Raw genomic sequence first — 23,924 nt, forward strand, 5'->3', positions numbered from 1 at the left:
ACGCCCCACAGCGTGGTCGGGACTTAGCCGACGGAGCACGCGGTGGTGCTCACCGCAGCGCTCTCAGAGATGTAGTACGTGGTGCCGGTGGCCGAGGCGGCCGAGATGCAGAAGTCCGACGAGGTCGAACCCGCGGTGATCGCGATCGTGCCGACACCGGACGACGCGACGTAGCCGTAGGTGGCCAGATCGCCGGCAGCCGGCGTCGCGGCGCTCGGGTTCGCGGTGAAGTACGACACGAGCGCCACCTTGGCGACCCCGAGGTCCGACTTCGCCGCGGCGTCCTTGGCCTGGTCCTGCTGACCGATGAACACCGGAACGGCGATCGCGGTCAGGATTCCGATGATGAGGACGACGACGAGGAGCTCGATGAGCGTGAAGCCCTTTTCGTCGTTCTTGATCGCGTCGCGCTTCGCGGCGATCGACTTGTGAATTGCAGACATCATTTCTTTGCCATCCTGTTCGAGTTATCGAGATTTGGATGGGCGGCCCCCCATGGTGCTTGACCCCCCACAACAATGTTCAGTTATCGAGTTCGCCTCCGGAATCCCGCGAACGGGGGGAGACTGGTCGAATCCCGGCCCCAGTACGGGGGCCTACGACGCGCCGATCTGGTCGTACAGCGCGAACATCGGCATGTAGAGCGCCAGGATGATGCCGCCGATGATGACGCCGATGAAGGCGATCATGAGCGGCTCGATGAGTGCCGTGAGCTGTTCGGTCATCGACTGGACCTCGTCTTCGTAGAAGTCCGCGATCTTGCCCAGCATCTGCTCCATCGACCCCGAGTCCTCGCCGACGGCGACCATCTGGACCACCATCGGCGGAAACACCGCCTCCTGCCCCATCGGGCCGGACACCGACTTGCCCGAGCGGACCGAGTCCTGGATCTTGCGCAGCGCCTCCTCGATCACCCAGTTGCCCGAGGTGTCGCCGACGATCGCGAGCGACTGAAGAATCGGAACCCCTGACCGCGTCATCGTGGCGAAGTTGCGCGCGAAGCGGGCGATCGCCACCTTGCGGAAGAGCTCGCCGAACACCGGGATCTTGAGACGCCACGGGTCGACGACCGAGCGCACCTTGTCTTCATACTTGTTCTTGCTCCACCACCAGGCACCCGCACCGCCGGCCGCGAGCACGATCGGCAGAATCCAGTACATGTTCTCGGACAGCACGACGAGAATCTGCGTCGGAAGCGGCAGCTCTCCCCCGAGGTCGGCGAACATCGTCTTGAAAACCGGAACAACGAACAGCAGCATTCCGATCACGGCCACGATCGCCATCACGAGGACGACGACCGGGTACGTCATGGCCGACTTGATCGTCTGACGCAGCTGCACGTCCTTTTCGAAGGTGTGGGCGGTCGACTCGAGGGACTGATCGAGGAAGCCGCCCGTCTCGCCTGCGCGCACCAGGTGGATCATGAGCGGCGGGAACACCCGGCCCTGGCGTGCGAGGGCGTCCGAGAACGAACTCCCGGTCTCGACCTGCTGGCGCACGGCGCCGAGCGAGCGCGCGAGCGCCTTGTTATCGGTCTGCTCCGACAGGATGGTGAGCGCTTTCAACAGCGACAGACCTGCCGCGATCATGGTGGCCAACTGGCGCGACATGACCGCGAGATCCTTCAGATTGATCTTCTTGTCGCGACTGCCGAAGCTCAGCTCCATCTGGAGGCCGGTTGCCGCGGCGGACTGGCTGATCTCGATCGGCGCGATCGACATCGTGCGCAGACGGCTCACCACCGCGGCTTCGCTCGGGGCTTCGACGCGTCCCTTGACGAGCTTGCCCGCGGCGTCGCGACCCTTGTACGCGTAGGTCAATGTGTTCGACATGTCTGGTCCTTCCGAGTCACATCTGGCTCGAGAACGTCGGGGCGCCCGCGTCGGCTTCACCCGAACGGTTGACGAGCCGCTTGAAGTCTTCGAGATCTTGAGCCTTCTCGACCGCGGCGCCGAAACTGACCTGGCCGGTGTTGACGAGTTCAGCGAGATGCTGGTCCATCGTGTGCATCCCGAGCCCGCGGCCCGCCTGCAGCGCCGAGCGCACCTGGTAGGTCTTGCCCTCGCGGATGAGGTTGGCGATCGCCGAGGTCGTCACCAGAAGTTCGGTGGCCACCGCGCGCCCGGTTCCACTCGCGCGCTTGACGAGCGTCTGACACACGACGCCCTGAAGCGTGCTCGCCAATTGGGCCCGCACCTGCGCCTGCTGATGCGGCGGGAACACGTCGATCACACGGTCGATCGTCTGCGCGGCGTCCTGCGTGTGCAAGGTCGCGAAGACGAGGTGGCCGGTCTCGGCCGCGGTGAGCGCGACCGAGATCGTCTCCAGGTCTCGCAGCTCACCGATGAGGATCACATCGGGGTCTTGACGCAGCACGTGCTTCAAGGCACTCCCGAAGTCGTGCGTGTCGTGACCGACCTCGCGCTGATTGACGAGCGAACGCCGGTTGCGATGCAAGAACTCGATCGGGTCTTCGACCGTCACGATGTGGTCCGTGCGCGTCTGGTTCACGAGATCGATGAGCGCCGCGAGCGTCGTCGACTTCCCCGATCCGGTAGGCCCGGTCACGAGCACGAGCCCGCGGGGGAGCTTGGCGAAGTCGCCAACCTTGTCGGGGACCCCGAGCTGAGCCAACTGCTTGATCTCGGTCGGGATGAGTCGGAACGCCGCTCCGATGGCGCCGCGCTGCTGGTAGAAGTTGACGCGGAACCGCGCATTGGCCGACAGGGTGAACGCGAAGTCGAGTTCGAGCACCCGCTCGAACTGCTCGGTTTGCGCGTCGGTGAGCAGCGATCGCAGGGCCTCGGAGACCCGGACGCGATCCCAGACTTCGGCGTTCTCGACCGGCCGGAGCGCCCCGTCGATGCGGAGCATCGGCGGACTGCCGGCGGAGACGTGGAGGTCGGACGCACCGAGCATGAGGACCTGCTGCATCGCCGAGATCAGGTCGGCGTCGACCGTCTGCCGCGCGGCAGCGGTGAACTCGTCGTCGATGAACGCGGGAGCGTCCGGCAGCAGCGCCGAGTTCAGGCTCGGGGCCTCCTGGAATTCCGGAACCGGAAGAGCGGCAGCCTGCGGAGCCGGCGTGAACCCGGGCATGGCACCCGAGGCGGGCTCGAAGCCGGGCGTCGACTCAGGAGCGGGCGTGTAGCCCGGAGGCGCAGCGGCCGTCCTCGCCTCCGGGGGCGCGGACATCGCCGCGGGCGCCGGGGTGAATCCGGGAAGCGGCGGCGCGAAGCCCGAGGCCCCGGGCTCCATCGGGCCGGTCGGGGCTCCGACCGACGCGGTTCCGGGCGGCGGAACCGGGGCGCCACCCTGGCTCGCCCCGTGCGGGGCTGCCGCGGCCGGCGCGGGGCCTGCGGTCGGCGCCGGGGCCGACAAGTACGATGCGACAGGCGCGTCCGCGGGGGGCGGGAGTTGCGAGTAGTCGATCGTTGTCGGCCCCGACATCTGGTTCGGCACCGCGCCGTGCCGAGGCTGCGTCGCCCCGCCGGCTCCGGGTGCGCCGAATGGCGGCGCGCCCTCGTCAGTGACCGGAAGTTCGTAAATGGGCTTGTCCATGGCCCCTCCTTTTCGCACGCGAGCTCGTCGCCTCAGGCAACGACTCGCAGAATCTCTTCGATGGAAGTGAGGCCGAGTTGCACCTTGGCCCACCCGTCTTGGCGAAGCGTGATCATGCCCTGCTGCTCGGCGGTGCGGCCGATCTCGGCAGCCGACGCCCGCGACACGGCGAGGCGTTCGATCTCTTCGGTGACCGGCATCACTTCGTGCAGGCCGATTCGCCCCCGGTAGCCGGTCTTCGAGCATGCCGCGCAGCCGACCGCGCGGTACAGGGTCGGCGCCCCGGCCATCGGGTTGAAGCCGAAGCGCATGTGCTCGAGCTCCGCCGCGTCGTGCTGGTACGGCTCTTTGCAACGGTCGCACAGGCGACGAGCCAGTCGTTGCGCGACGACGCAGTCGATCGCGGAGCCGACGAGGAACGGTTCGATCTCCATCTCGATGAGTCGGGTGATGGCGCTCGGGGCGTCATTCGTGTGCAGCGTCGACAGGACGAGGTGGCCGGTGAGCGAGGCCTCGATCGCAATCTGTGCGGTCTCGTGGTCACGGATCTCACCGATGAGCACCACGTCGGGGTCCGATCGCAGGATCGACCGCAGTGCGCTCGCGAAGGTCAGTCCGGCCTTCGGGTTGACCTGCACCTGGTTGATGCCGGCAAGACGGTACTCGACCGGATCCTCGACGGTGATCACGTTGATCTCCGGCCGCGAAACCTCATTGAGCGTCGTGTAGAGCGTCGTCGACTTTCCGGAGCCGGTCGGCCCCGTGACCAGAATCATTCCGTAGGGCTTGGTGTACGACCTCTTGTACACCTCGGCGTTGCGGCCGAGCAGACGCAGCTGGTCCATGCCGAGCCCCGTCGACGAGTTGTCGAGGATACGCATGACGACCTTTTCGCCGTACACCGTGGGCAGCGTCGCGACGCGCAGGTCGATGCGCCGGCCGGAGTGCATGACCGACATCCGGCCGTCCTGCGGCTTGCGCCGCTCGGCGATGTCGATATCGGACATGATCTTGAGTCGCGAGATCACGCCGTTCTGGATGTTCTTGGGCGCCCGATTCATCTCGTGCAGCACGCCGTCGATGCGGTAGCGAACGTTGAGATCGTTCTCGGCCGGCTCGATGTGGATGTCGGAGGCGTGATCCTGAATCGCCTGGCTGATCAACAGATTCACGAACCGCACGATCGGCGCATCGTCTTCGACCGGCTCGTTGACCGCGACATCGGTCGACGAGCTCGACTCCTCAACGATCGCGGTGCTCAACTCGTCGAGTTCGCCGTCGGAGCGCACGAAACGATCGAGGGCAGCGGCCAGATCGGAGGCTTCGGCCATGACCGGCCGCACCTGCATCCGCACCGCGGCGCGCACATCGTCGATCGCGAGGACGTTGCTCGGGTCGGACATCGCCAGCAGCAGGCGGTCGGCGTCACGACCGATCGGCAGGACGTTGTATCGGCGCAGAACGGGGATCGGCACGAGCGCAACGGCGGCACGGTCGACCGGATACTCGGTCAGGTCCACGAACGGCAGCCCGAGCTGCGCCGCGCGGGCCGAGGCCACCTGGCTCTCGGTCACGATGCCGCTGTCGATGAGCTCGCGGACGTGCTGATCATCACGCGCGGGATCGCCGGTCACCTGATCCAGGCTCTGGATCGGCATCAGCCCACGGATGATGAGAATCTCGGAAAGGGAGGCCATGTCACCCCCTACGGGCTCACTGCTCTGGTCGTTCCCCCCGAATCGGCCAGTGCCAGAGCGGATGCGACGCCGGAAGTTCTCCGACTCGTCTGCTCTGTGGTCGTCAGGCTATCCCGGGCATCCGAGCGGTACTAGTCCCGCGTCCGGGGGGCCCGGACGGTCGCGAGCCCCCAGGCGAGCGCGGTCGTCGGCGGCGCCAGGAGGGCGGCGGTGACGACGAATACGCTCGTCGCCTGCTCGATCAGCAGCCCGAAATCAACGACGAACGCCGTCGCGACGATCGCCAGGTACACCCCCACCCCCGCCGCCCCCATCGCGAGCCACGGTTTCGTGGCTCGGACGGCCAACGCCGTGAGCAGCCAGAGGTATCCGCCGGCCCCGGCGAGGGCGAGGAAGGCGTAGGCGGGACCGACCGGTCGCATGACCGGTTCACGGTCAAGCGCGAACGCCAGCACCCCGATCGCCGCGAATGTGCTCGCTGCCCACAAGACCGTCGTGAGCAGCGCCAGGAAGAACTCAGGTCGAGCTGGCCGCGGCCCGCTCACGCTCCGCCTTCTTCTCGGCGAGTTCGAGCTCGAAGGCGGCGCGACGCTCGAGGTTGCGCGCTTTCACGCGCCGACCACGTGCGGCGACGGCCAGACCGATCCAGATCGACACCTCACGCGCCGCAAGCGCCGCGATGATGACCCGCGGATCCAGCGCCAGCGCCACGAACGCATCGCTCGCCTCGCTGGGCGACATCAACACGACGTTGTCGACCACCAGCAGCAGGCCGATCGATCCGAAGTAGGTCGCGGCGCCCACGATGAGACTCACCACGATGTGCACCCACCAGCCGGCGCGGTTGAGCACCAGCACGGCGAGCAGGAAGCTCAGGGCGAAGAACAGCACCGGAATCCAGAGCGCAGCACCGCTCAGGAAGGCGGAGAACGTCGCAGCGACGAACTCCGAGGGCTCGGTGGCGAAAATCAGGATGAAGACGGCGAGCGCGTACACGAGCGCGTAGACCACGGCGCCCAACAGCGCCAGCGCCGCGCCCGCGACGCGATTGCCGCGGTTCCTTGGCGGGGCGGGCGTCTCGACGAAGACGACGCGAGCCGGAGCCTCGCCCCCGCTTTCTGCGGGTTCGGCGACCTCGACCTCCGCCTCGGCCGCGGTCTCGACGTCGGTCAACGGTTCGACCTCGTCGGCGCCGGCGAGACCGTCACGGTCGAGTTCGACGGCGTCAGACAACGTCTTCTCGGCGCCGTCCGCCGCGGTCGGCGTTGAGCGCTTCTGTCCTTCGGAGTCGTCAGCCATGGAGGTCTCCTTCACGTCTCGGGGTCACTCTACCAAGTTGACCCCCAGGCGCGACGGGCGGGTTTCCTCCGGGTGGCCTAGACCGGAACGGCGCCGAGAAAGTTGCCTCGCAACAGCGCCTGGTCAACGACCGAGCGCGCGGTTGATCGGAGTTCGGTGCGATACGCGTCGACGAGGTGCAGCGTCGCCTCGCGGTCGGGCGAGGTCGCGATGTACGTCTCAACCGCCGAGTCCAGGACCTCTTCGATCGGCGCGAGCAGTCGGTGCAGGGCCCCGTGCGGCCACACCGCGGCACCCAGTTCGGACACCAGGTCGGAGGTCGCGCATCCGCGGCACATCACTCCGCCGGTCACGGCGTCGAAGGCGTCCCCGGCGGACGCACTCCACTCATCGGCAATCGTCGAGATGAGGTCGCGGTGCACAATCATGTCTGCTCCCCTGAGCGCGGGCGAATTAGTCAAGCTTTGTGACTAACAGTGTGGGCGACACAGACCGTTCGCCCCAGTCGTCGCTTTCCTGACACCCGTTTGGGGGACAAAATCGGCTCGGCGTCCCCCAGGATGCGGACGGCCGAACCCCGTGGCCGGTAGGCTCAAACCGACTTCGAGCGCCACACCGATCGGGATGCCAAGGGAGAGACGCGGATGGACGCCCCGCTCCGCCCCGTGCGCCTGGCGCACGTCGACGATCACGAGGCGATGCGCCGCGGGCTCGCCGCGATCCTCGACGATCACCCCGACTTCCGCCTGGTCGTGTCCGCCGCGACGATCGAGCCGGTGCTCGAGGCATCGGCCGAGATCGATCTCGTCGTCCTCGACATCCGCCTCGCCGACGGTTCGGGCATCACGAGCAACCTGAATCGACTCCACGCCGCCGGCCTGCCCGCGCTGTGCTTCACGGGAGCGGAGGACGCCGACGGGGTGCGCGACGCGGCCGCCGCCGGCGCGCTCGGGATCGTCCGCAAGACCGACACCTCCGACGTGCTGCTCGCCGCGCTTCGCGCCGCCGCCAGTGGCGACGCCGTTGCGACCATCGAGTGGGCCGCGGCGATCGACGCCGACCCGCGACTCAGCGACGCCCGACTGAGCCCCAAGGAGCGCGAAGTCCTCGCCCTCTACGCCTCGGGCGAGAAGTCCGTAAGCGTGGCATACGCCGCCGGCCTGTCCGAGAAGACGGTCGCCGAATACGTTCGCCGGATTCGGATGAAGTACGCGGCCGTCGGGCGGCCGGCCGCCTCCCGCGTCGACCTCTACAAGCGCGCGGTCGAAGACGGCTACGTCGCGGGGCCGGGCGCGAGGCGCGAGTGACGGCGGACAGCGCCGAGTTGCGGCTGGTCCGCAGCATGGCGGTCGTCGTGGCGATCGGCGCGGCACTGTATGCGCTCCTCGCGATCGGGTCGATCCGGGTGCAACAGGACTTTGCTCCGGCCTGGTGGACCGTGGCTGCCGCGATCGCGGTGTTCGAACTTCCCGTCCTCGCCGCGCTCGCCATGCCGGTCGCCTCGCTTCGGGCGGCGCGCATCCTGCTCGCGGTTGCAGGCACCGGCTACCTCGCCGCGGCTTTCAGTTCCTTGTTCCTCGTCGACCCGCTCCCCGTTCCCGAAACGCAGTGGGTGCTCAACAACACCGCCGCCGCGACCTCGGCGGTCGCCCTCGCGGCGCCACGCAGCCTCGGCTGGATGTACAACGCCCTGATTTCGATCATCGTGATCGCCTCGCGCACGCGGGGCCCGGACATGAGCGGCTTCGTCGCCGGGATCCAGGACGGCCTGTACTCGTTCATGTTCTGCGCCGTCTTCATCGCCTTGGCCCACTTCACGATCGACCGGGCGCGGCTGGTCGACGAGGAGACCCGCGCCGTCACCCGCCATGCCGCCGTCGTCGCGGCGGCGCACGCGCGCTCTCGCGAGCGCCAGCGCATCGACGCCGTCCTGCACGACAGCGTGTTATCGGTGTTGATGCTCGCATCGCGCGGCGGCGACAGCAGCGCGGAGTTGCGCGCGCAGGCCGGGAGCGCCCTCGCCGAACTCACCGCGGGGGTGCACGAGTCCGACGCGGCGGAAGACGCGCCCGTCGATCTCCGTCGCGCACTGCGCGCCCGACTCGATCGGGTGAATCCGCGGATCCCGCTGCTCTTCCCCGCCGAGGTGCCCGGCGTCCCCCCTGCCGTCGCCGACGCGCTCGCCGACGCCGCCGCCGAGGCGGCGCGCAACTCCCTCCGCCACGCGCACCTCAACCATGCGCTCCCCACCGTGCGCGTCCGGGTCGACCACGATCGTCTGATCGTGTCGATCGACGATGACGGCGTCGGCTTCGACCCCGAGGACGTTCCGGCGGAGCGACTCGGGCTCCGCGCGAGCATCGTGGGACGACTCGAGTCACGCCCCGATACGACGGCCCGAATTCGATCGGCGCCGGGTCGGGGGACGCAAATCGAGCTCGAGTGGACGGTGACGTCGTGAGCTGGATCCCGGTCCGCGCCCTCGACCTGCCGCGCGGCCCGACGCGCGCGGTGAGCCTCATCGTGATCGCCGTCACCGCGGTGCTCGGCCTCACGTCACTCCCGCCCGACTCCCCCTGGCCGACCCTGGTCGGTCTTGCGCTGTTCACGAGTGTGCTCGTGATGACCACCTCGACGCGAGGGGTCACACTGCCGTTGCGGCATGCGGTCATCGCGACGGCCACGCCCACAGCGCTCGTGCTCCTCGTGTCGTGGCCGATCGTTCGCACCGGGCACTCGATGTGGCACCTCGGCGCCTCCGCGTTTTTGCTGCTCGCGGTCGCGCTGCGCGGTCGGCTCGGCACCGCGTGGATCGGAATGCTCAGCATGACTCTCGCCGCGCTTCTCTGGGGCGCGCTGTCGCACTTCGGAGTCGCGACCATGGCGGCGATCATGATTCGCCAGGTGGCGATCCTGGTGATCGGCACGGTCTTCATCGTCGCCGTCGGCCGCGTGAGTGACGAACTGGATGCGCTCGGCGCCTCGAACAGCCGGCTCGCGGCCGCGGCGGCGGCCGCCAACGCGGCCGAACACGAACGCCGCGCGCGCGTGCGCTGGGCCTACGGCATCGCCGCCCCGTCGCTGCGCGCGATCGCGCGCGAGCCCCGCATCACCCCGGAGGTGCGCGGCGAGGCCGCCCTAGCCGAGGCCGAACTGCGCGACGGCCTGCGCGCGCGCACCCTCGCCGGGGAGCCTGTGAGCTCCTCAGCCCGTCGCGCCCGCCAGCGCGGGATCGAGGTGGTACTGCTGGACGACCGCGCCACCGACCTTTCGCGCGCCGTCGCCGACCGCCTCCGCGCCCGCATCGCGGCCGAACTGGACGCGACCGACTCGGGGCGCGTCGTCGTCCGGCTCCCGCCCGAGACCGGCACGACCCTCGCCACCGTGCTCGTCGACAACTCCGACCCGCGCCGCCTCGTGCTGACCCGCGACAACCTCGAAACGACGACGACCCCGCCGCACCGAAGTGCGAGCGGGGCCGTCGAACTCGACTGACGAACGAGACCTAGTTGTAGGTTCCCGGCGTGAAGTCGTCGGAGCTGAACGAGTCGAAGTCGACGAAGCTCAAGTCGGCCTCGTTGAACGACGCGTCATCGGTGAAGATGCGGTTCGGGTACCGTTCCGCCTTCGCCTCCTCGGTCGCCTCCACCGTCACGTTGCGGTAGCGGTTGAGCCCGGTTCCGGCCGGGATCAGCTGACCGATGATGACATTCTCCTTGAGACCCATCAGCGGGTCGGACTTGCCCTCCATGGCGGCCTGCGTCAGAACGCGGGTCGTCTCCTGGAAGGACGCGGCCGACAGCCACGACTCCGTCGCGAGCGAGGCCTTGGTGATCCCCATGACCTCCTGACGCGCCGAAGCCGTCTTCTTGCCCTCGGTGAGCGATGCCCGGTTGATCGTGTTGTAACGCGACCGGTCAACGAGCTCACCCGGAAGCAACTCGGTGTCACCGTGCTCGACCACCGTGACCTTGCGCAGCATCTGCCGCACGATGACCTCGATGTGCTTGTCGTGAATCGGAACACCCTGCGAGCGGTACACGCCCTGAACCCCGTCGACAAGGTGCTTCTGCACGGCGCGAACACCCTGCACGCGCAACACCTCCTTGGGGTCGAGGTTTCCGACCACGAACTGTTGGCCGAGCTCGACGTGCTGGCCGTCCTCCACGAGGAGCGTCGCGCGCTTGAGCACCGGGTACACCTGCGGCTCGTCGCCGTTGTCGGGCGTGAGCACGATGCGGCGCTGCTTGTCGGTGTCCTCGATCACGATGCGACCGGCGGTCTCCGCGATCGGGCTCGCACCCTTCGGGGTCCGAGCCTCGAAGAGCTCGGTGACACGCGGCAGACCCTGCGTGATGTCATCCGCACCGGCACTACCGCCCTGGTGGAAGGTACGCATCGTGAGCTGAGTTCCGGGCTCACCGATCGACTGGGCCGCGATGATGCCCACGGCCTCACCGATGTCGACGAGCTTGCCGGTCGCGAGCGAACGGCCGTAGCACGCCGCGCACACGCCAACCGCGGACTCGCAGGTCAGGACCGAGCGGACCTTGATCGACTCGACCCCCGCCGCGATGAGCGACTCGATGAGGACGTCGCCGACGTCGGAGCCGGCCGCCGCAACGACGGTGCCCTTCGCGTTGACCGCATCCTCAGCGAGGCTCCGGGCGTACACCGCGTTCTCGACGTTCTCGTCGCGCGTGAGGACGCCATCCACCATCGTCGCGATCGGCAGCTCGAGACCCTTGCTGGTCCCGCAGTCGTCTTCGCGGATGATGACATCCTGCGAGACGTCGACGAGACGACGCGTGAGGTACCCCGAGTCGGCGGTACGAAGCGCCGTGTCGGCGAGGCCCTTACGAGCACCGTGCGTCGCGATGAAGTACTCGGCGACCGAGAGGCCTTCACGGTACGACGAGATGATCGGGCGCGGGATGGTCTCACCCTTCGGGTTCGCCACCAGACCACGGATACCGGCGATGTTGCGCACCTGCAGCCAGTTACCACGAGCACCCGAGGACACCATCCGGTAGATGTTGTTGTCCTTCGGGAAGCCCGCCTGCATCGCGTCGGCAACCTCCTTGGTCGCCTCCGTCCAGATCTTGATCAGGTCGGCACGACGGTCGGCGTCTTCGATCTTTCCGAGGTCGAAGTCGTTCTGGACCTTGGCGGCCTGCTTCTCGTGCTTGGCGATGATCGCCGGCTTCTCGGCAGGAGTGAGGATGTCCGACAGCGCCACCGTGACGCCCGAGCGGGTCGCCCAGTGGAAGCCCGCATCCTTGATCCGGTCAAGAGCCGCGGCCACCTCCACCTTCGGGTAGCGCTCGGCGAGGTCGTTGACGATCGCCGAGATCTTGCCCTTGTCGGCGACGGCCTCGACGTACGGGTAGTCCGCCGGGAGCGTCTCGTTGAAGAGCGCACGGCCCAGCGTCGTGTCGACGAGCTTCGTCGACCCCTGGACGAAGTCCTCCGGGGCGTCGGCGAGGTGCACGTTCTCGAGTCGGATGCGCGCAGGCGCGTTCAGGTCGAGCGAGTGCTGGTCCATCGCGAGGATCGCCTCGGCGACCGACGAGAAGGCACGACCGGCACCGACCGCGTCCTCCTTGAGGGTCGTCAGGTGGTGCAGACCGATGATCATGTCCTGGCTGGGCAGGGTCACCGGGCGGCCGTCCGACGGCTTCAGGATGTTGTTCGAGGCGAGCATCAGGATGCGAGCCTCGGCCTGGGCCTCGACCGAGAGCGGCAGGTGCACGGCCATCTGGTCACCGTCGAAGTCCGCGTTGAACGCGGTGCAGACGAGCGGGTGCAGCTGGATCGCCTTGCCCTCGACGAGCTGAGGCTCGAAGGCCTGGATGCCGAGACGGTGCAGCGTGGGCGCACGGTTCAGCAGCACGGGGCGCTCGCGGATGATCTCCTCGAGCACGTCCCACACCTGCGGGCGCGAACGCTCCACCATGCGCTTGGCGCTCTTGATGTTCTGCGCGTGGCTCAGGTCGATCAGGCGCTTGATGACGAACGGCTTGAACAGCTCGAGCGCCATCTGCTTCGGCAGACCGCACTGGTGCAGCTTGAGCTGCGGACCGACGATGATGACCGAACGGCCCGAGTAGTCGACGCGCTTGCCGAGCAGGTTCTGGCGGAACCGGCCCTGCTTGCCCTTGAGCATGTCGCTCAGGGACTTGAGGGCGCGGTTGCCGGTGCCCGTGACGGGACGACCGCGACGACCGTTGTCGAACAGGGCGTCGACGGCCTCCTGCAGCATCCGCTTCTCGTTGTTGACGATGATCTCGGGCGCCCCGAGGTCGAGCAGACGACGCAGACGGTTGTTGCGGTTGATCACACGACGGTAGAGGTCGTTCAGGTCGGAGGTCGCGAAGCGGCCACCGTCGAGCTGCACCATCGGGCGCAGCTCCGGCGGGATCACCGGAACGACGTCGAGCACCATCGCGGCCGGCGAGTTGCCGGTCTGCAGGAACGAGTTGACCACGCGCAGACGCTTGATCGCGCGGATCTTCTTCTGGCCCTTGCCGTTGGCGATCTCCTCGTGGAGGGTCTCGCTCTCGGCGGCGAGGTCGAAGGACTCGAGGCGCTTCTTGATCGACTCGGCGCCCATGAACGCCTCGAAGTAGAGACCGAAGCGGTCCTGGAGCTCGTGGAAGACCGAGTCCTCCGGCTTCAGGTCGCCGACCTTGAGGGTGCGGAACTGCTCCCACACCTCTTCGAGCTGCTTGATCTGCTCGTCGTAGCCCTTGCGGGTCTGCGACATCTCCTTCTCGGCGGCGTCCTTGACCTTGCGCTTCTGGTCGGCCTTGGCGCCTTCCTCCTCGAGCGCGGCGAGCTCGGTCTCGAGCGTGGCCAGGCGCGTGGCGATGCGCGAGTCGCGCTGCGACTCGAGCTGCTTGATCTCGAGGCGGAGCTCGTTCTCGAGGCCAGGCATGTCGGCGTGACGTGCCTCCTCGTCGACCGAGATCACCATGTAGGCGGCGAAGTAGATGACCTTCTCGAGGTCCTTCGGCGCCATGTCGAGCAGGTAGCCGAGGCGGCTGGGCACACCCTTGAAGTACCAGATGTGCGTCACCGGAGCGGCGAGCTCGATGTGGCCCATGCGCTCGCGGCGGACGGAGGACTTGGTGACCTCCACGCCACAGCGCTCACAAACGATGCCCTTGAAGCGGACTCGCTTGTACTTGCCGCACGAGCACTCCCAGTCGCGCGAGGGTCCGAAGATCTGCTCACCGAACAGACCGTCCTTCTCGGGCTTGAGGGTGCGGTAGTTGATCGTCTCCGGCTTCTTGACCTCGCCGTAGGACCAGGCGCGAATGTCAGCGCTGGTCGCGAGCCCGATGCGGAGCTGATCGAAAGTAGTTGCGTCGATCACGTGTGTGTCTCTCTCGCTAGTTCTCTATAAACCTGTGTACGGGCCCGGATCAGATCTCGTCGATCGACGAAGATTCGAAGCGGGTGGAGATGTTGATGCCCAGCTCTTCGGCGGCACGGAAGACCTCGTCGTCCGTGTCCTTCAGGCTGATGACGGAACCGTCGGCCGCGAGCACCTCGACGTTCAGGCACAGCGACTGCATCTCCTTCATGAGGACCTTGAAGCTCTCGGGGATGCCGGGCTCCTGGATGTTCTCGCCCTTGACGATCGCCTCGTAGACCTTCACGCGGCCGAGGATGTCGTCGGACTTGATCGTCAGGAGCTCCTGCAACGCGTACGCGGCGCCGTAGGCCTCGAGGGCCCACACCTCCATCTCACCGAAGCGCTGGCCACCGAACTGCGCCTTACCACCCAGCGGCTGCTGCGTGATCATCGAGTACGGGCCGGTGCTGCGGGCGTGGATCTTGTCGTCCACCAGGTGGTGCAGCTTCAGGATGTACATGTAGCCGACCGAGATCGGGGCCGGGTAGGGCTCGCCCGAACGGCCATCGAACAGGCGGGTCTTGCCGCTCGAGTCGATCAGACGCTCGCCGTCGCGGTTCGGAAGGGTGCTGTCGAGCAGCCCCTCGATCTCCGCCTCGTAGGCGCCGTCGAACACCGGCGTCGCCACCTTGGTGCCCGGGGCCGCCTCGCGCGCCTCGGCCGGAAGGCTCTCGGCCCACTTCGGCGATCCGTCGACCTTCCAGCCCTGCTTGGAAACCCATCCGAGGTGGGTCTCCAGCACCTGGCCGAAGTTCATGCGACCGGGGATGCCGAGCGGGTTCAGCACGACGTCGACCGGCGTTCCGTCGGCGAGGAACGGCATGTCCTCGACCGGCAGGATCTTGGCGATGACGCCCTTGTTGCCGTGACGGCCGGCGAGCTTGTCGCCCTCGGTGATCTTGCGCTTCTGGGCGATGTAGACGACCACGCGCTGGTTGACGCCCGAGCCGAGCTCGTCGTCGCCGTCCTGCGCGTCGAACACCTTGACGCCGATGATCGTGCCCTGCTCGCCGTGAGGAACCTTGAGCGAGGTGTCGCGCACCTCGCGGCTCTTCTCGTTGAAGATCGCACGGAGCAGCCGCTCTTCGGCGGAGAGCTCGGTCTCACCCTTCGGCGTGACCTTGCCGACGAGAACGTCGCCGGGGCGAACCTCGGCGCCGACGCGGATGATGCCGCGCTCGTCGAGGTCGGCGAGCAGGTCGAGGCTGACGTTGGGGAGGTCACGAGTGATCTCCTCCTTGCCGAGCTTCGTGTCGCGCGCGTCGACCTCGTACTCCTCGATGTGAATCGAGCTGAGCACGTCGTCCTTCACCAGGTTCTGGCTCAGGATGATCGCGTCTTCGAAGTTGTGACCCTCCCACGGCATGAACGCCACGAGGAGGTTCTTGCCGAGCGCGAGCTCGCCGTTCTCGGTCGCGGGGCCATCGGCGATGACCTGGCCGACCTCGACGCGCTCGCCCTCGTCCACGATCACCCGATGGTTGTAGCTGGTGCCCTGGTTCGAGCGGTCGAACTTGCGCAGGTAGTAGTCCTGCGTGCCGCCCTCATCGAGCTGGATCGTGACGACCTCGGCGCTGACCTCGGCGACGACACCGGCCTTGTCGGCGGTGACGACGTCGCCCGCATCGATCGCGGCATAGTTCTCCATACCGGTGCCGACGAACGGCGAGTCCGAACGCAGCAGCGGCACGGCCTGGCGCTGCATGTTCGCCCCCATGAGGGCGCGGTTCGCGTCGTCGTGCTCGAGGAAGGGGATGAGCGAGGTCGCGACCGACACCATCTGGCGCGGCGAGACATCCATGTAGTCGACGTCTTCCGCGTCGACGAGCTCGACCTCTCCGCCCTTCTTCCGCACGAGCACCTTGGGCTCGGCGAAGCGGAAGTCGGAGGTGAGCGGCGCGTTGGCCTGGGCGACGACGAACTCGTCTTCCTCACTCGCGGTGAGGTAGTCGATGGTCGTCGAGACCTTGCCCTTGGTGACGCGGCGGTACGGGGTCTCGATGAACCCGAACGAGTTGATGCGCGCGAAGGATGCGAGCGAGCCGATCAGACCGATGTTCGGGCCTTCCGGGGTCTCGATCGGGCACATGCGGCCGTAGTGGCTGGGGTGCACGTCACGAACCTCGACGCCGGCGCGCTCACGCGACAGACCACCCGGGCCGAGGGCCGAGAGACGCCGCTTGTGCGTCAGGCCCGCGAGCGGGTTGTTCTGGTCCATGAACTGCGACAGCTGGCTGGTTCCGAAGAACTCCTTGATCGCGGCGACGACGGGGCGCACGTTGATCAGGGTCTGCGGCGTGATCGCCTCGATGTCCTGCGTGGTCATGCGCTCGCGAACGACGCGCTCCATGCGCGACAGGCCCGTGCGGACCTGGTTCTGGATGAGCTCGCCGACCGCGCGGATGCGGCGGTTGCCGAAGTGGTCGATGTCATCCACGTCGAGGCGGATGTCGACCTTCTTGCCGTCGCGAACGCCCGGCAGGGTCTTCTGCTCGGCGTGCAGCGCGACGAGGTACTTGATCGTCGCGATGATGTCGTCGACCGACAGCACCGAGTCGCGCAGGCCCGCGTCGATTCCGAGCTTGCGGTTGATCTTGTAGCGACCCACCTTCGCCAGGTCGTAGCGCTTCGGGTTGAAGTAGAAGTTGTCGAGCAGCGCACGCGCGGCCTCGGCGGCGACCTGCTCGCCCGGACGCAGCTTGCGGTAGATGTCCTTGAGCGCCTCCTCCTTGGTGAGGATGGCGTCCTTCTCGAGCGTCGCGGCGATCGACTCGTAGCCGGCGAAGTGTTCGAGGATCTCTTCGCTCGTGAGGCCGAGGGCCTTGAGGAAGACGGTGACCGACTGCTTGCGCTTGCGGTCGATGCGGACGCCGACCTGATCGCGCTTGTCGATCTCGAACTCGAGCCACGCACCGCGGCTCGGGATGATGCGCGCGGAGTAGATGTCCTTGTCGGAGGTCTTCTCCATCTGGCGCTCGAAGTAGACGCCGGGGCTCCGGACGAGCTGCGAGACGACGACGCGCTCGGTGCCGTTGATGATGAACGTGCCGCGCTCGGTCATGAGCGGGAAGTCGCCCATGAAGACCGTCTGGGTCTTGATCTCGCCCGTCATGTGGTTCATGAACTCGGCGTTGACGTAGAGCGGCGCGGCGAACGTCTTGCCGCGCTCCTTGCACTCGTCGATCGTGTACTTCGGCTCTTCGAGCTCGGGCTGAGAGAACGACAGCTGCATCGTCTCACCGAGGTCTTCGATCGGCGAGATCTCTTCGAAGATCTCGTCGAGGCCCGTGGTCTCGGGAACCGAGTCGTTGCCCGCCGCCTTCGCCTCGGCCGAACGCGCCTTCCAGGCGTCGTTGCCGACGAGCCAGTCAAAGCTCTCGGTCTGCAGCGCGAGAAGGTCGGGGACCGTCAGCGTGTCAGTGATTTTGGCGAAAGACAGCCGCGATGCGGTGCGGCCGTTCTTGAGGGACTTCTTACTGGATGCGGAGCGCGCAGCAACCAAGGAAAACAACCTCCGTGAGACGAAAGAGTCTCATTCTGTGTCGGTAGTGGAGAGAACGCCCCATGCCCATGAATCAATAACCCCGCCGCTATACTCGGGGTCTCTCTCCGGGCGCGCCAGCCGACCGCAATATGACGGCGTGAGAGTGTGGGAGCGCAAAGGTCAACTATATGTCCCAGCTCCGCGACATGTCCAGTAATTCCTTGACTTGATCTGAGAATGGGTCTATAAGCGCGCGGAAAGGCAGTCTGAAACGGTGGATTCCGAGCCCTCCCGCTCGTTGCGCAGCGGCCTCCATGCGGAGGTGCGCGCCGATCGTCACGTGCCCGGCTCGTTCGAACTCGTGGTCGACGGCACGCCGCAGTCGCACGTCGATCTGGGTGATCCGACGCACCTCTTCTATGAGTACGTGCGCCGGATGGGTCACGTGATCGACCAGTTGCCGAGCGGTCCGCTGACGGCGGTGCACCTCGGCGCGGGCGCGCTGACCCTGCCGCGCTATGTCGAGGCGACGAGGCCCGGATCGCGGCAGCAGGTCGTCGAGCTGGAACCGGAGCTGATCGAACTGGTGCGCGAGGCGCTGCCGTTCCCGCGCGGCGCCTCGATCCGGATGCGCTACGGCGATGCCCGGGAGGTGCTCGGCAAGCTCCCCGCGGGGTTGCACGGTGCGGTCGACCTGCTCGTGGTCGATGTGTTCGGCGGGGCGCGCATCCCGGCGCACGTGACGAGCCTCGAGTTCTACCAGGAGTGCGCCGCCCTGCTCGGCCCCGACGGGGTGCTGCTGGTGAACGCGGCGGACGGGGCCGGCGGCGCGTTCGCGCGCGGGCAGGCCGCGACGCTCGGCGTCGCCTACGCGGATGTCGCCGTGCTCGCGGAGTCGGCGGTGCTACGCGGGCGACGCTTCGGCAATTTCGTGCTGGTCGCGTCGAAGGGCGAGTTGCCGTTGGACTGGATGCCGCGGCTGCTGGCGGGCGGGCCGCATCCGGCGGCGCTCGTGCACGGGCGCGCCCTGCGGGACTGGGTCGCCGGGGCGGCGATCGTGACCGACCAGACCGCCATTCCCTCCCCCGCCCCGAACAAGAGCGTCTTTGCACCGCGCGGCGGCGCCTGACGGACCCCCGGCGTAGCCTCGGATCATGCTTCGAGGTTCGACGACGGTGCGACGCACGTCGGGCACCCCGGCGGGTGCCGCGATGACGCTCACGGGCGCGGTCGCGCTGCCTGTCGCGCTTGCCGTCGCGCTCAGCGGATGCGTCGCCGAGGCCCCGGTGACCCCGACCGCGTCCTCATCGCCGTCGGCATCGCCGAGCGCGGCGGCGGCCCCCGGCGTCGAGCCGAGCGGGGAGGTGCGCGACGTCGCGACCGGGCTTGCGGCACCGTGGTCGATCGCGCAATTCGACGACGGCACGGTCGTGCTCAGTGAACGCGACACGGCACGCATCGTGCGGGTGGGCGAGAGCGGCGCGCTCGCGACCGTGACCACGGTCGACGCGGCGGCCCCCGCGGGCGAGGGCGGACTCCTGGGGCTCGCGCCACTCGAGGCGGCGGGCGAACGCTGGCTCTATGCCTATCTGACGGCCGCCGACGACAACCGCATCGTGCGCCTCGCGGTGACCGGCACGGGTGAGAGCCTGGCTCTCGGCGCACCGGAACTCGTCGTCGCGGGCATCCCGAAGGCGGGCAACCACAACGGAGGGCGCATCGCCTTCGGCCCCGACGGCATGCTCTACGCCACGGCGGGCGACGCCGGCGACCGCGACGCGGCGCAGGATCCGACAAGCCTGGCCGGCAAGATTCTGCGGATGACCCCCGACGGCGCGGCGCCGAGCGACAACCCGTTCGCTGGCTCGGTCGTCTACTCGCTCGGGCACCGGAATCCGCAGGGCATCGCCTGGGACGCCGACGGGCAGCTCTGGGCCGCCGAGTTCGGCCAGAACACCTGGGACGAACTGAATCGCATCACCGCGGGCGCGAACTACGGCTGGCCGGTCGTGGAAGGCGCTGGCGGCCAGGACGGATTCGTCGATCCCGTCGCGCAGTGGGCCACCTCGGAGGCGAGCCCGAGCGGCCTCGCCTACGTCGGCGGCACCTTCTTTCTCGCGTCGCTGCGCGGCGAACGCGTCTGGGGCATCACCCCGGATCCCACCGCGGAAACGGTCGAGATCGAGGCCTACTTCGTCGGCGAGTTCGGCCGCATCCGCGACGTCGCCGCGGGGCCGGACGGCGCGCTGTGGTTCGTGACCAACAACACCGACGGGCGCGGAGACGCGCGGCCCGGCGACGATCGACTGGTGGAGGCGGCCCTGCGGCCGCTCGGAGAGGGCTAACGGTGGCGGAACTCGAACGCGTGCGCACCTGGGCCGAAGCCCTCATCCGCCTGCATCTGGACCCGACCGTGTGGAGCTTCGCCTTTGATCGCGCCCGCACCCGGGCTGGGGCCTGCGACTTCGGCAAGCACCGCATCACCGTGTCGCGCCTCATCGCCGAACGATCCGACGACGACGAGGTGCACCAGACCCTGCTGCACGAGGTCGCACACGCCCTCGCCGGTCCGGGCGCTGGTCACGGACCGGCATGGAAGGCCATCGCCGCCGACCTCGGGTACGTCGGTGGCCGGGTTCACCACGGTCCGGTCGCCACCGAGCTGGCGCCCTGGGTGGGCGTCTGCCCGGCCGGGCATCAGCACTACCGCTACCGGCGCCCGAAGCGCGTGACCTCCTGCGCGCAGTGCTCCCGGCGGTTCGACGCGCGACACCGCATCCAGTGGGCGCCGCGCGCCGCGTAGCGGACGTCGCACCAGCGGGCAACCATCCATACTGGTTACATGTCGACCGGCCAACTCGTGACCACCCCCGACGGCGCCTCGTGGCACTTCGAGGCCGGAGCGGAATGCCTCGACTTCGCGTACGCCCTCGGCACGCTCCCGGGTGCTCGGTCGGCCGCGCCGGTGGAGACCGCGACGAGCCTCGGAAGCTGGCTTGCGGAGCGCGTGCCGCGGCTCGCCGCCGACGACGCGACCGACCGCGACCTGCTCGACGCGCGGACGCTGGCGCGCGCGATCGCGCGTCTCGCCGAGGCCCGTCAGGCGGGAGCCTCGCCCGAGTCCGACGACATCGACGTGATCAACCTGGTCGCCGCCACGCCCGACCTTCCGCCGCGGCTCGCAGGCGGCGGGCGGCAGGCGGGGGCGACGCGCATCCGCATCGGGCAGGCGCTCTCCTGGCTCGCGCGGGATGCGATCGACGTGTTCAGCGGCGACCCGGCGGCCCTCCGGCGCTGCGGCGCTGCCGACTGCGACCTGGTGTTCCGCGACGAGTCGCGCACGCAGTCGCGTCGCTGGTGCTCGATGCAGCGCTGCGGGAATCGCGCCAAGGTGCGCGCTCACCGCGAGCGGGCGCGCGCGGCCCGTTAGCCCGCGCCGCACTCCGCGACTAGTCGATGACCTGGACTTCCTTCCAGAAGGCCACATAGTTCGAGAAGTCGGCGCCGACGCGGTCGAACGCGCTCGCGTGCGGCGTGGGGTAGCTGAACGCGCGGTCCTGCAGCAACTGGTCGCCGTCCTTGACGGAGAAGTACTGGCAGTCGCCCTTCCACGCGCAGGTGTAGAGCGTCGGGCTCTTCTCGAGGAACTCGCTCTTGACGCTCGACGGCGGAAAGTAGGTGTTGCCTTCGATGTGCAGCACCTCCGAGGCGTCGGCTTCGGCGATAACGGTTCCGTTGAGGACGGCCTTCGGCATGAGTTCTCCCGTGTGTTGTGGTCCGCACCACGGTCCGGCAAACGCCGCCGCGATGTTCCTCCTACAACCCCGGCCCCGGCCTCATCATTCCCGAAGAACGACGACCGTCGACTCGGCGAGGGTCGGGTGCTGACCCTCGCGCGCGCTCACCGAGGCGCTCACCAGGTGACGCATCGCGCGTCGCAGGCCCGTGTACGCGGCGGCCGCGGCGGCCGCCTCCGGAGAATTGTGGTCAATGCCGACCTCGGCGAGCGCGTCGATCACGGCACCAGCGGCGAAGAGGTCTTCGACGGCGAAACGCGGGGAGCCATCGGCGCGCGTCGCCCCGGCCGCGACGACGGCGATGCGAAAGCGGCCCCCGAGCGCCTCCTGCCGCGCGAGCGCCCAGGCGCCGAGAGACTCCGCCGAGGCGAGCGTCGCGACGGCGACCGCCGGGCCCGGCTCGAACTCGGGAACCGGACCGGCGCCCAGCTCGTCGACCCAGACGATCGCCTCGACCTCGCGCGCGATCACGGCGGCGCCAGCGCGCCCCCAGTCGAAGCGCACCTGATAGCTGGATTGGCCGTGCGGGTCGGGCGTCGGGGCGTTCATGACAGCGAGAGTAGCGGCCCGCGCCGCATCCGCGTATCGCCATCGGAGCCCACAAGGCGGAGACTAGGAGCATGCGCGTCCAACTTCGCCTCGAGGTCGACTGCCCCACCGATGCCGCCTGGGATGCCTTGCGCTCGCCCGCAAGCTTCGCCGAAATCTACGCACCGATCATCGAGATGGTGCCCGTCGACCCCACGATCTTTCCCGAGCGCTGGCCCGAAGGCGAGGCGCGGGTCGCGCTCAGCACCCTGATGGGGATCATTCCGCTCGGAGAGCAGAAGATCGTGATCTCCTACTCCGAGCGCGGCGGCGCCCACATCATCGAAGACTCCGGGCGCCCGCTCACCGGCCCGCTGTCGGTCATCACGCGCTGGCGCCACCGGATGGCCGTCTCCGCGCTCCCCGACGGCCGCACGCTCTACCGCGATCGCCTCGACATCAGCGCGGGTCTGGTGACGCCGGTGCTCTGGATCGGGATGTGGATCATGTGGCAGTGGCGCGCGGCGCGCCTGCGACGACTGTTCTCGAGGCTCTGAGCCGCCGTCTGCTAGCCTGAGACCACTTGCAGCGCGATCTCGCGCTTCTTGCGTCGGAGAACGCATCCCTCGCCGCTCGGATCACCCCGAGGCCCGGCTGACATCTTCTTACGGCGAATCGACGTGGCCACCGTCACGCTCGCCCTCCAGGATTTCGATACGGCGCTCTGCGCCTACTCAATCCGCATGCATATGAAAGGGACCACTGTGTCCACCACCTTCAGCACGCTCGGCGTGCCGTATCCGCTCGTCGAGGCGCTGTCCGCCGCCGGCAAGACGGAGCCCTTCCCGATCCAGGCCGACACCCTGCCCGACACGCTCGCCGGACGCGACGTGCTCGGTCGCGGCAAGACCGGCTCGGGCAAGACCCTCGCCTTCTCGATTCCCATGGTCGCGCGCCTCGGCACGCGACTCGCCGGCGGGGCTCGGCGCCCCGGCCGCCCGCTCGGCCTCGTGCTCGCGCCCACCCGCGAACTCGCGACCCAGATCAACGCCACCCTGGAGCCGCTCGCCAAGGCCTACGGCCTGACGACGACGACCATCTTCGGAGGCGTGTCGCAGAACCGTCAGGTGCAGGCGCTCAACTCGGGCGTCGACATCGTCGTGGCCTGCCCCGGGCGCCTCGAAGACCTCATGAAGCAGGGCTTCGCGAAGCTCGACGCGGTGGAGATCACCGTGCTCGACGAGGCCGACCACATGGCCGACCTGGGCTTCCTGCCCGGCGTCACCCGCATCATGAACGCCACCCCGAGCGACGGCCAGCGCCTGCTGTTCAGCGCGACGCTCGACAACGGCGTCGACAAGCTCGTCTCGCGGTTCTTGACCTCGCCGGTCATGCACTCCGTCGACGAGGCGAACTCGCCCGTTGCCGACATGACGCACCACATCTTCGCGACGGCCGACGTCGAGTCGAAGAAGGAACTCGTGCGCGCGCTCGCGTCGGGCACCGGCCGCCGGATCCTCTTCATGCGCACGAAGCACCACGCGAAGAAGCTCGCCATCCAGCTGACCGCCGAGGGCATCCCCGCGGTCGACCTGCACGGCAACCTGAGCCAGCCCGCGCGCGACCGCAACCTCGCGGCGTTCTCGGATGGCACCGCCCGCGTGCTCGTCGCGACGGATGTCGCGGCCCGCGGCGTGCACGTGGATGACGTCGAACTCGTCGTGCACGTCGACCCGCCGATGGAGCACAAGGCGTACCTGCACCGCAGCGGTCGCACGGCGCGCGCCGGCTCGTCGGGCGATGTCGTCACGGTCGTTCTGCCCGCGCAGGAGAAAGACCTCGCGCAGCTGCTGCGCAAGGCCAAGATCGCGGCGGCGACGCAGCGCGTGTCGGCCGACTCGGCCCCCGTGCGCGAGCTGGTCGGTGAGGTCGCGGCCTACGTGAAGCCGGCCCCCCGCGCGGTGCAGCCCGCGCGCGGCAACGGCGGCGGACGGTCGCAGGGCGCCAACGCGCAGCGCAAGCGCGCGGCGCGCGACGGCCAGGGACAGCCCTCCCGCGGTGCGGGTCAGGGACGTCGTTCGCAGGGCGCAGGCCGCACGGCCGCCGCTGCCGGCGGCGCCGCAGGCTCGGGGCGCGGC

Annotated in this window: 20 protein-coding genes; 9 read left to right on the forward strand and 11 right to left on the reverse strand. The window is 68.4% G+C overall.

Features of this window, described 5'->3' with window-relative positions:
• Positions 1–23: 23 nt before the first annotated feature.
• The 7 genes from QZ258_RS01540 to QZ258_RS01570 all read right to left on the reverse strand — a co-directional run bounded on the left by QZ258_RS01540 (position 24) and on the right by QZ258_RS01570 (position 6,985).
• Positions 24–446, reverse strand: coding sequence for a type IV pilin protein (locus tag QZ258_RS01540; protein WP_294178389.1), 423 nt, complete (start codon positions 444–446; stop codon positions 24–26).
• 150 nt (positions 447–596) lie between these two features.
• Positions 597–1,832 carry a type II secretion system F family protein gene (locus tag QZ258_RS01545; RefSeq protein WP_294178390.1) on the reverse strand — a complete coding sequence of 412 codons (1,236 nt, stop codon included), beginning with the start codon at positions 1,830–1,832 and terminating at the stop codon, positions 597–599.
• A 16-nt stretch (positions 1,833–1,848) separates the two neighbouring features.
• Entirely contained in the window at positions 1,849–3,561 is a 1,713-nt protein-coding gene (locus tag QZ258_RS01550; protein ID WP_294178391.1) for a type IV pilus twitching motility protein PilT, read from the reverse strand.
• A 32-nt stretch (positions 3,562–3,593) separates the two neighbouring features.
• Complete coding sequence (locus QZ258_RS01555; protein WP_294178392.1) at positions 3,594–5,258, reverse strand: GspE/PulE family protein; 1,665 nt, start codon at positions 5,256–5,258, stop codon at positions 3,594–3,596.
• Between the two features lie 131 nt (positions 5,259–5,389).
• A complete protein-coding gene (locus QZ258_RS01560) occupies positions 5,390–5,803 on the reverse strand; it encodes a hypothetical protein (protein ID WP_294178393.1) in 414 nt (137 codons plus the stop codon).
• Entirely contained in the window at positions 5,775–6,557 is a 783-nt protein-coding gene (locus QZ258_RS01565; protein WP_294178394.1) for a hypothetical protein, read from the reverse strand. The genes QZ258_RS01560 and QZ258_RS01565 overlap by 29 nt, the downstream gene beginning before the upstream one ends.
• Positions 6,558–6,634: 77 nt before the next feature.
• A complete protein-coding gene (locus QZ258_RS01570) occupies positions 6,635–6,985 on the reverse strand; it encodes a hypothetical protein (RefSeq protein ID WP_294178395.1) in 351 nt (116 codons plus the stop codon).
• Between the two features lie 216 nt (positions 6,986–7,201).
• Here QZ258_RS01570 and QZ258_RS01575 point away from each other — a divergent pair, with 216 nt between their 5' ends.
• The 3 genes from QZ258_RS01575 to QZ258_RS01585 are packed head-to-tail and all read left to right on the forward strand — an operon-like array spanning position 7,202 to position 10,052.
• Positions 7,202–7,864: a response regulator transcription factor gene (locus tag QZ258_RS01575; RefSeq protein ID WP_294178396.1), complete on the forward strand. Its 663-nt coding sequence runs from the start codon at positions 7,202–7,204 to the stop codon at positions 7,862–7,864.
• Entirely contained in the window at positions 7,861–9,018 is a 1,158-nt protein-coding gene (locus QZ258_RS01580; protein ID WP_294178398.1) for an ATP-binding protein, read from the forward strand. The genes QZ258_RS01575 and QZ258_RS01580 overlap by 4 nt, the downstream gene beginning before the upstream one ends.
• A complete protein-coding gene (locus tag QZ258_RS01585) occupies positions 9,015–10,052 on the forward strand; it encodes a hypothetical protein (RefSeq protein ID WP_294178400.1) in 1,038 nt (345 codons plus the stop codon). The genes QZ258_RS01580 and QZ258_RS01585 overlap by 4 nt, the downstream gene beginning before the upstream one ends.
• A 10-nt stretch (positions 10,053–10,062) precedes the next feature.
• Here QZ258_RS01585 and QZ258_RS01590 read toward each other — a convergent pair whose 3' ends face one another.
• A complete protein-coding gene (locus QZ258_RS01590; protein WP_294178402.1) occupies positions 10,063–13,935 on the reverse strand; it encodes a DNA-directed RNA polymerase subunit beta' in 3,873 nt (1,290 codons plus the stop codon).
• A gap of 49 nt (positions 13,936–13,984) precedes the next feature.
• Entirely contained in the window at positions 13,985–17,479 is a 3,495-nt protein-coding gene (gene rpoB, locus QZ258_RS01595; RefSeq protein WP_294178405.1) for a DNA-directed RNA polymerase subunit beta, read from the reverse strand.
• 256 nt (positions 17,480–17,735) lie between these two features.
• On the opposite strand from rpoB, the gene QZ258_RS01600 reads away from it, so the two are divergent.
• The 4 genes from QZ258_RS01600 to QZ258_RS01615 are packed head-to-tail and all read left to right on the forward strand — an operon-like array spanning position 17,736 to position 20,891.
• Positions 17,736–18,590 (forward strand): spermidine synthase, encoded by an 855-nt coding sequence (locus QZ258_RS01600; RefSeq protein ID WP_294178409.1) that lies wholly within the window; start codon positions 17,736–17,738, stop codon positions 18,588–18,590.
• Between the two features lie 25 nt (positions 18,591–18,615).
• Positions 18,616–19,806, forward strand: coding sequence for a sorbosone dehydrogenase family protein (locus QZ258_RS01605; protein WP_294178410.1), 1,191 nt, complete (start codon positions 18,616–18,618; stop codon positions 19,804–19,806).
• A 2-nt stretch (positions 19,807–19,808) separates the two neighbouring features.
• The gene (locus QZ258_RS01610; protein ID WP_294178411.1) at positions 19,809–20,264 is read left to right on the forward strand and encodes a SprT-like domain-containing protein; all 456 of its coding nucleotides are present in this window, start codon (positions 19,809–19,811) and stop codon (positions 20,262–20,264) included.
• Positions 20,265–20,303: 39 nt separating this feature from the next.
• A complete protein-coding gene (locus QZ258_RS01615) occupies positions 20,304–20,891 on the forward strand; it encodes a CGNR zinc finger domain-containing protein (RefSeq protein WP_294178412.1) in 588 nt (195 codons plus the stop codon).
• Positions 20,892–20,910: 19 nt separating this feature from the next.
• Here QZ258_RS01615 and QZ258_RS01620 read toward each other — a convergent pair whose 3' ends face one another.
• A complete protein-coding gene (locus QZ258_RS01620; RefSeq protein WP_294178413.1) occupies positions 20,911–21,216 on the reverse strand; it encodes a DUF427 domain-containing protein in 306 nt (101 codons plus the stop codon).
• 84 nt (positions 21,217–21,300) lie between these two features.
• Positions 21,301–21,807 carry a hypothetical protein gene (locus QZ258_RS01625; protein ID WP_294178415.1) on the reverse strand — a complete coding sequence of 169 codons (507 nt, stop codon included), beginning with the start codon at positions 21,805–21,807 and terminating at the stop codon, positions 21,301–21,303.
• Positions 21,808–21,878: 71 nt separating this feature from the next.
• On the opposite strand from QZ258_RS01625, the gene QZ258_RS01630 reads away from it, so the two are divergent.
• A complete protein-coding gene (locus QZ258_RS01630) occupies positions 21,879–22,343 on the forward strand; it encodes a hypothetical protein (RefSeq protein ID WP_294178417.1) in 465 nt (154 codons plus the stop codon).
• Positions 22,344–22,550: 207 nt separating this feature from the next.
• Positions 22,551–23,924: DEAD/DEAH box helicase (locus QZ258_RS01635; protein ID WP_294178419.1), on the forward strand; the 1,374-nt coding region annotated here is incomplete at its 3' end.

This window comes from uncultured Schumannella sp., from assembly GCF_905479755.1.
Classification (GTDB): Bacteria; Actinomycetota; Actinomycetes; order Actinomycetales; family Microbacteriaceae; genus DCRR01.

Coding starts and splice junctions, on each gene's coding strand:
- QZ258_RS01565 (WP_294178394.1), bottom strand. CDS start 6,557: ATGGCTGACGACTCCGAAGGACAGAAGCGCTCAACGCCGACCGCGGCG.
- QZ258_RS01615 (WP_294178412.1), top strand. CDS start 20,304: ATGTCGACCGGCCAACTCGTGACCACCCCCGACGGCGCCTCGTGGCAC.
- QZ258_RS01605 (WP_294178410.1), top strand. CDS start 18,616: ATGCTTCGAGGTTCGACGACGGTGCGACGCACGTCGGGCACCCCGGCG.
- QZ258_RS01540 (WP_294178389.1), bottom strand. CDS start 446: ATGATGTCTGCAATTCACAAGTCGATCGCCGCGAAGCGCGACGCGATC.
- QZ258_RS01545 (WP_294178390.1), bottom strand. CDS start 1,832: ATGTCGAACACATTGACCTACGCGTACAAGGGTCGCGACGCCGCGGGC.
- QZ258_RS01570 (WP_294178395.1), bottom strand. CDS start 6,985: ATGATTGTGCACCGCGACCTCATCTCGACGATTGCCGATGAGTGGAGT.
- QZ258_RS01625 (WP_294178415.1), bottom strand. CDS start 21,807: ATGAACGCCCCGACGCCCGACCCGCACGGCCAATCCAGCTATCAGGTG.
- QZ258_RS01550 (WP_294178391.1), bottom strand. CDS start 3,561: ATGGACAAGCCCATTTACGAACTTCCGGTCACTGACGAGGGCGCGCCG.
- QZ258_RS01630 (WP_294178417.1), top strand. CDS start 21,879: ATGCGCGTCCAACTTCGCCTCGAGGTCGACTGCCCCACCGATGCCGCC.
- QZ258_RS01620 (WP_294178413.1), bottom strand. CDS start 21,216: ATGCCGAAGGCCGTCCTCAACGGAACCGTTATCGCCGAAGCCGACGCC.
- QZ258_RS01555 (WP_294178392.1), bottom strand. CDS start 5,258: ATGGCCTCCCTTTCCGAGATTCTCATCATCCGTGGGCTGATGCCGATC.
- QZ258_RS01575 (WP_294178396.1), top strand. CDS start 7,202: ATGGACGCCCCGCTCCGCCCCGTGCGCCTGGCGCACGTCGACGATCAC.